Origin of the sequence: Streptomyces sp. W16 (assembly GCF_033194735.1) — a bacterium.
In the GTDB taxonomy this organism is placed as follows: Bacteria; Actinomycetota; Actinomycetes; order Streptomycetales; family Streptomycetaceae; genus Streptomyces.
This window is the reverse complement of sequence record NZ_JAWOAI010000508.1, coordinates 1-6,859: the sequence shown is the minus strand read 5'-3', so window position 1 is coordinate 6,859 and position 6,859 is coordinate 1. Positions and strand designations below refer to the sequence as shown.

General features: G+C 69.6%; 7 protein-coding genes. 2 read left to right on the top strand and 5 right to left on the bottom strand.

Annotated features, from left to right (window positions below):
* Window positions 1-405, top strand: a 405-nt coding sequence (locus R6V09_RS42015; protein WP_317886751.1) for a hypothetical protein, incomplete at its 5' end; no start/stop codon positions are given.
* A gap of 679 nt (window positions 406-1,084) precedes the next feature.
* Here the strand turns inward: R6V09_RS42015 and R6V09_RS42010 are convergent.
* From R6V09_RS42010 to R6V09_RS41995, 4 genes are all read right to left on the bottom strand, one after another.
* A complete protein-coding gene (locus R6V09_RS42010) occupies window positions 1,085-2,209 on the bottom strand; it encodes a GuaB3 family IMP dehydrogenase-related protein (protein ID WP_019066763.1) in 1,125 nt (374 codons plus the stop codon).
* 105 nt (window positions 2,210-2,314) lie between these two features.
* Window positions 2,315-3,820 carry an IMP dehydrogenase gene (guaB, locus tag R6V09_RS42005; protein ID WP_262056183.1) on the bottom strand — a complete coding sequence of 502 codons (1,506 nt, stop codon included), beginning with the start codon at window positions 3,818-3,820 and terminating at the stop codon, window positions 2,315-2,317.
* A 161-nt stretch (window positions 3,821-3,981) separates the two neighbouring features.
* Window positions 3,982-4,569: a sigma-70 family RNA polymerase sigma factor gene (locus R6V09_RS42000; RefSeq protein ID WP_200715865.1), complete on the bottom strand. Its 588-nt coding sequence runs from the start codon at window positions 4,567-4,569 to the stop codon at window positions 3,982-3,984.
* 266 nt (window positions 4,570-4,835) lie between these two features.
* A complete protein-coding gene (locus R6V09_RS41995; RefSeq protein WP_003948568.1) occupies window positions 4,836-5,447 on the bottom strand; it encodes a response regulator transcription factor in 612 nt (203 codons plus the stop codon).
* 380 nt (window positions 5,448-5,827) lie between these two features.
* On the opposite strand from R6V09_RS41995, the gene R6V09_RS41990 reads away from it, so the two are divergent.
* Window positions 5,828-6,154: a WhiB family transcriptional regulator gene (locus R6V09_RS41990; protein WP_019066760.1), complete on the top strand. Its 327-nt coding sequence runs from the start codon at window positions 5,828-5,830 to the stop codon at window positions 6,152-6,154.
* A 76-nt stretch (window positions 6,155-6,230) separates the two neighbouring features.
* On the opposite strand, the gene R6V09_RS41985 is transcribed toward R6V09_RS41990, so the two are convergent.
* Window positions 6,231-6,859: LysR substrate-binding domain-containing protein (locus R6V09_RS41985; protein WP_317886750.1), on the bottom strand; the 629-nt coding region annotated here is incomplete at its 5' end.

Genomic DNA, 6,859 nt, shown 5'->3' with positions numbered 1-6,859 from the left:
CAGCGGAACACCCTGGTGCTCGGCCTGCTGACCGCCGTCGCCGCGGCCCTGGTCGCCGCCGGCGTCTACGGCGTCGTCATCGGCACCACCAAGCACGAGATCGGCTGGGCGGCGGTCGGCGTCGGCTTCGTCATCGGCCTCGCGGCGGGCAGGCTCGGCGGGCGCAACCCCGTCCTCCCGGTGGTCAGCGCCGTCCTGGCCCTGGGCGCGGTCTACCTCGGCCAGCTGGTCGGCGAGGCGATGATCGGCGCGGACGAACTCGGTGTGAACTTCAGCAAGGTGTTCTTCGACCACTTCGACGTGGTCCAGGACGCCTGGAAGGCCGACTCCGACCCGCTCACCTTCGTCTTCTTCGCCATCGCCGCGTTCGCCGCGTTCTCCGGCGCCAAGAAGGCGGCGCTCTGACCCCGGCGCGCGGGTTGTGCAGGGGGGCGCTTGGGGCGGGGTGTGCGTCGGGAACTGGTGGCGTGTGGGGCTGGGCGCCGGTAGCGTACGGAAGCAGGTGGGGCCACCGCAGCGGTCACTGTGGCAGGCTCGTGAAGGACCATGGAGTGTCCGCCCCTGGTTCTTGCAGGGACGGCCGCTCACCTTCCGCCAACGAGGTGGAGCCCACCGCAGTTGGCCCTGCGGTGAGCTCCTGAAAAGCGAACGGAGTGTCCACCCCTAGTTCATATAGGGGTGGCCGCTCACTTTCCGCCGTGAATCCACAAGATCCACCTCCTCCGTTGCTTCACCATCCGAAGACGGATCCGGTCCCAGCGGGTGGGCTTGCGGTGACGACCCATGGGTGCGCCCCCTTCCGCGACGCCACCCATTGGCCCGGTAGGCGGCTCGTCGGAACTCGGGCCGGGCCCCGAGAGCCCGGGTCCGGAACCATGTCCCTGGAAGGGGGCGACCCAAAAGAACTGGGCCGCCGATCAAGGACACTAGCCGCCTCACACGGCCAAACGGCTCACAATCACCCCGAACGCAACCGTGCGCCCCCTAGTCCCAACACGAGCCCCACCAGCCCCAGTTGGGCACACGAAAGGGCCCGGACCACCCAGGCCCGGGCCCTTCGAAGCGTCGTGGAACCGCCTACCGCCTACCGCTTGTGCTGCGAGTCGGCCACCGTGACCTCGACCCGCTGGAACTCCTTCAGCTCGCTGTACCCGGTGGTCGCCATCGCGCGCCGCAGCGCCCCGAAGATGTTCATCGAGCCGTCCGGGATGTGGGACGGGCCGGTGAGGATCTCCTCGATCGTGCCGACCGTGCCGAGGTCGACCTTCTTGCCGCGCGGGAGTTCCTCGTTGACCGCTTCCATGCCCCAGTGGTGGCCCTTGCCGGGGCCGTCCGTGGCGCGGGCGAGCGGGGAGCCCATCATGACCGCGTCCGCGCCGCAGGCGATCGCCTTGGGGAGGTCGCCGGACCAGCCGACACCGCCGTCGGCGATGACGTGCACGTACCGGCCGCCGGACTCGTCCATGTAGTCGCGGCGGGCGGCGGCGACATCGGCCACCGCCGTGGCCATCGGGACCTGGATGCCCAGCACGTTGCGCGTGGTGTGCGCCGCGCCGCCGCCGAAGCCGACGAGGACGCCGGCCGCGCCCGTGCGCATCAGGTGCAGGGCCGCGGTGTACGTGGCGCAGCCGCCGACGATCACCGGGACGTCCAGCTCGTAGATGAACTGCTTCAGGTTCAGCGGCTCGTGCGAACCCGACACGTGCTCGGCCGAGACCGTCGTACCGCGGATGACGAAGATGTCCACGCCCGCGTCGACGACGGCCTTGGAGAACTGGGCCGTGCGCTGCGGGGAGAGCGCGGCGGCGGTGACCACGCCCGAGTCGCGCACCTCCTTGATGCGCTGCCCGATCAGCTCCTCCTTGATGGGAGCCGCGTAGATCTCCTGGAGGCGGCGGGTCGCGGCGTCCGCGTCCAGCTCGGTGATCTCGTCGAGGAGCGATTGCGGGTCCTCGTACCGGGTCCAGAGGCCTTCGAGGTTCAGCACGCCGAGGCCGCCGAGCTCGCCGATGCGGATCGCGGTGGCCGGGGAGACGACCGAGTCCATGGGGGCGGCCAGGAAGGGCAGCTCGAAGCGGTAGGCGTCGATCTGCCAGGCGATCGAGACCTCCTTCGGGTCCCGCGTACGGCGGCTGGGGACGACGGCGATGTCGTCGAAGGCGTACGCCCGGCGGCCGCGCTTGCCGCGCCCGATCTCGATCTCAGTCACGTGTGTGGCCTTTCCTTCTGCGTCTCAGCGTCTTCCAGTATCGCCGACGGGCACGACAAGGGCGGCCCCGGTGTGTCCGGGGCCGCCCTTGAGGAAGCCTGCCGACTACTTGCTGCGGCTGTAGTTCGGTGCCTCGACGGTCATCTGGATGTCGTGCGGGTGGCTCTCCTTGAGGCCCGCGGACGTGATCCGGACGAAGCGGCCCTTGGTCTCCATCTCACCGATGGTGGCCGCGCCGACATAGCCCATGGTCTGGCGCAGCCCGCCGACGAGCTGGTGCAGCACGTTGGCCAGCGGGCCGCGGTAGGGCACCTGGCCCTCGATGCCCTCGGGCACGAGCTTGTCGTCGGAGGCGACCTCGGCCTGGAAGTAGCGGTCCTTCGAGTACGACCGGCCCTGGCCGCGGGACTGCATCGCGCCGAGCGAGCCCATGCCGCGGTACGACTTGAACTGCTTGCCGTTGATGAACTGGAGCTCGCCGGGCGACTCTTCGCAACCCGCGAGGAGGCTGCCGAGCATCACCGTGTCGGCGCCGGCGGCGAGCGCCTTGCCGATGTCGCCGGAGTACTGCAGGCCGCCGTCGCCGATGAGCGGGACACCGGCCGCGCGGGCGGCGAGGGAGGCTTCGTAGATGGCGGTGACCTGCGGGACGCCGATGCCGGCGACGACGCGGGTGGTGCAGATCGAGCCGGGGCCCACGCCGACCTTGATGCCGTCGACACCGGCGTCGACCAGGGCCTGGGCGCCGTCACGCGTCGCGACGTTGCCGCCGATCACGTCGACGCCGACGCTCGACTTGATCTTCGACATCCAGCTCAGGGCGTTGCTGTTGTGACCGTGCGAGGTGTCTACGACCAGGAAGTCCACGCCCGCCTCGGCGAGGGCCTGGGCGCGGTCCAGCGCCTCGGGGCTCGCGCCCACCGCGGCGCCGACGATGAGGCGGCCCTCGGCGTCCTTGGCGGCGTGCGGGTACTGCTCGGCCTTGACGAAGTCCTTGACCGTGATGAGGCCCTTGAGGATGCCCGCCTCGTCGACCAGGGGAAGCTTCTCGATCTTGTGGCGGCGCAGCAGCTGCATGGCGTCGGCGCCGGTGATGCCGACCTTGCCGGTGACCAGGGGCATCGGGGTCATGACCTCGCGCACCTGACGGGAGCGGTCGGTCTCGAAGGCCATGTCGCGGTTGGTGACGATGCCGAGCAGCTTCTTGTTGCCGTCGGTCACCGGGACGCCGCTGATGCGGAACTTGGCGCACAGGGCGTCGGCCTCGGCGAGCGTGGCGTCAGGGTGCACGGTGATCGGGTCGGTGACCATGCCGGACTCGGAGCGCTTCACGAGGTCGACCTGGTTGACCTGGTCCTCGACGGACAGGTTGCGGTGCAGGACGCCGACGCCGCCCTGGCGGGCCATCGCGATGGCCATCCTGGACTCGGTCACCTTGTCCATCGCCGCGGAGAGCAGCGGGATGTTGACCCGGACGTTGCGCGAGATGCGGGACGAGGTGTCGACCGCGTTCGGGAGCACCTCGGATGCGCCCGGCAGCAGCAGCACGTCGTCGTAGGTCAGCCCCAGTGTCGCGAATTTGGCGGGCACTCCGTCGACGTTGGCAGTCATGACACCTTCCCCAATGGCCTTGATCGGTGCGGATGTCCATGCTAACGGGAAGCAGGGGTCGCGAATTCCACGATTCGACGGCTACGCCCGACTCCGGGCTTCGTATATTCGTACGGAACCGGGTGCCCGACTGTTCAAAAAAGGCGCCAGCCGTACCGGCGTTACTGCTCGGCCAGTGCTCGCAACCGGCTCAGCGCGCGGTGTTGCGCGACCCGGACCGCGCCGGGTGACATTCCCAACATCTGGCCGGTCTCCTCTGCCGTGAGACCGACGGCGATGCGCAGCAGGAGCAGTTCGCGCTGGTTCTCCGGGAGGTTGGCCATGAGTTTCTTGGCCCATTCGGCGTCGCTGCTGAGCAGGGCGCGCTCCTCGGGGCCGAGGGAGTCGTCCGGGCGCTCCGGCATCTCGTCGGAGGGGACCGCCGTGGAACCCGGGTGGCGCATCGCGGCCCGCTGGAGGTCGGCGACCTTGTGGGCGGCGATGGCGAAGACGAAGGCCTCGAAGGGGCGGCCGGTGTCCTTGTAGCGCGGCAGCGCCAGGAGGACGGCTACGCAGACCTCCTGGGCGAGGTCCTCCACGAAGTGCCGTGCGTCGCCCGGGAGTCGGGACAGACGGGTGCGGCAGTAGCGCAGGGCCAGTGGGTGAACATGGGCGAGCAGGTCGTGCGTCGCCTGCTCGTCTCCGTCGACCGCGCGAAGGACGAGCCCACCAATCGCCCCTTGGGCACTGGCCCCCTCGTCGTCACGCATCGGTCCATGGTGCCTTGCGGCCGTGTGGTCCGTGGCACCGCGTCCGTTGTTGTGCACCGAAGCGTTATGAGCAGGTGCGCCGGAACTCATCTCCTGCGCCCTCCCCTCCCGCTCGACCGACTCGTCCCCGAGGAACTCCACACCTCAAGGATGCGGCATCCGCGGCGAAACGAGCAGCGGGCACCCGGCGGGCCCCTTTGCCGCCCCCGCCCACCATGAGGTAGGCGGGGATTCCCGTACCCCCGCTACGACCCACTGACCTGGACCTAACGGACCAGACCCCAGCGGAAACCGAGCGCCACGGCGTGCGCCCGGTCCGAGGCGCCGAGTTTCTTGAAGAGCCGTCGTGCGTGGGTCTTGACGGTGTCCTCGGAGAGGAAGAGTTCACGGCCGATCTCCGCGTTGGAGCGGCCGTGGCTCATGCCTTCGAGGACCTGGATCTCGCGCGCGGTGAGCGTCGGCGCGGCGCCCATCTCGGCGGACCGCAGCCGGCGCGGGGCCAGTCGCCAGGTCGGGTCGGCGAGGGCCTGGGTGACCGTGGCCCGCAGTTCGGCGCGCGAGGCGTCCTTGTGCAGATAGCCGCGGGCGCCGGCCGCGACCGCGAGGGCCACGCCGTCCAGGTCTTCGGCGACGGTGAGCATGATGATGCGTGCGCCCGGGTCGGCGGACAGCAGCCGCCGCACGGTCTCGACACCGCCGAGTCCGGGCATGCGTACGTCCATCAGAATGAGGTCCGAGCGATCGGCACCCCACCGGCGGAGGACTTCCTCGCCGTTGGCCGCCGTCGTCACGCGCTCGACACCGGGCACGGTCGCGACCGCGCGGCGGAGCGCCTCTCGGGCAAGCGGGGAGTCGTCACAGACGAGGACGGATGTCATGGCCGCCCTCCGCAACTGATGCGCGTCACCTTGAGCCTCCAGGCTGGTACGAAATCGTCACCTGTGCGGTCGACCGTCTCGGACGCCTGCCCGAGCACTTGATGTTTTCAACCGCCTCGCACTCTCAACGACGGTCACTCGAAAGAGTTACGGGGCCGTGTGCCACCTTCGGCACTCTACGTGAGGGGGCGGACACGGTGGAGGTGTCGCGACCGACCCACAACCTTTCATCACAACCGGTGCCCCATTCAGCCCTATTTCTTCCCTTTTACTGGTGTCTGAGGCTAGATTCGCAATGAGTCATATTTTCATCTCCTTAGATCGTAGTTGTACGGTCGTGGACACCGTATCCGCCCATAACGGCTACAAGGGGTCACGCAATGGCAGATTTCTCCCGCCTTCCCGGACCGAACGCGGACCTGTGGGACTGGCAGCTCCTGGCTGCCTGCCGAGGGGTCGACAGCTCGCTCTTCTTTCATCCCGAGGGCGAGCGCGGTGCGGCACGAAGCGCTCGTGAGAACTCGGCCAAAGAGGTCTGCATGAGGTGCCCGGTCCGCGCACAGTGCGCGGCGCACGCGCTGGCGGTGCGCGAGCCGTACGGCGTCTGGGGCGGCCTCACCGAGGACGAGCGCGAAGAACTGATGGGGCGGGCCCGTAACCGGCTGGTGTCGGCCTCGACCGCCGGGGACATGGCTTCGAACAACTGAAGGAACGTTTCTCCAACAAGGCCTTCAGCAAGGTCTCCAACAAGCTCTCCGACAGGGGCACGCGCACGCGTGCCCCCTACTTTTCGCGTGCCGCCCGCGCCAGCTGGTCCAGCGTCGCCGCCACGGCGGGCACCTGCGCCAGGTCGGGCAGGGTGAGCGCGACGATCTCCCGCCGCACCGCCGGTTCCAGCGTCACCGTCCGTGCGCCCCTGGGCCGTACGGACTCGATGGCGAGCTGGGGCAGTACGGCGACGCCCAGGCCCGCGCTCACCAGGCCGACGACCGCCGGATAGTCGTCGGTCGCGAAGTCGATGCGCGGGGTGAAGCCCGCGGTCTCGCAGACCTCGACCAACTGGCCCCGGCAGCGCGGGCAGCCGGCGATCCAGGGGTCGTCGGCGAGTTCGCCGATGGCGACCGACTCCGCGCGCGCGAGCCGGTGTCTCTCCGGGACCAGGGCGACCAGACGGTCACTGAGCAGGGGCCGCACCACCAGGTCGGACCAGTCCTCGGCGCCCGTCGCGGTCTCGTAGCGGAAGGCGAGTGCCACGTCGCAGTCGCCCTCGCGGAGCAGTTCGACGGAGTTCGGCGGCTCGGCCTCCTCCAGAAAGACGCGGGTGCCGGGGTGGGCGGCGCGCAGGGCGGCGAGGGCCGTGGGGACGAGGGTCGAGCTGCCGCTCGGGAAGGAGACCAGGCGGACCCGGCCGG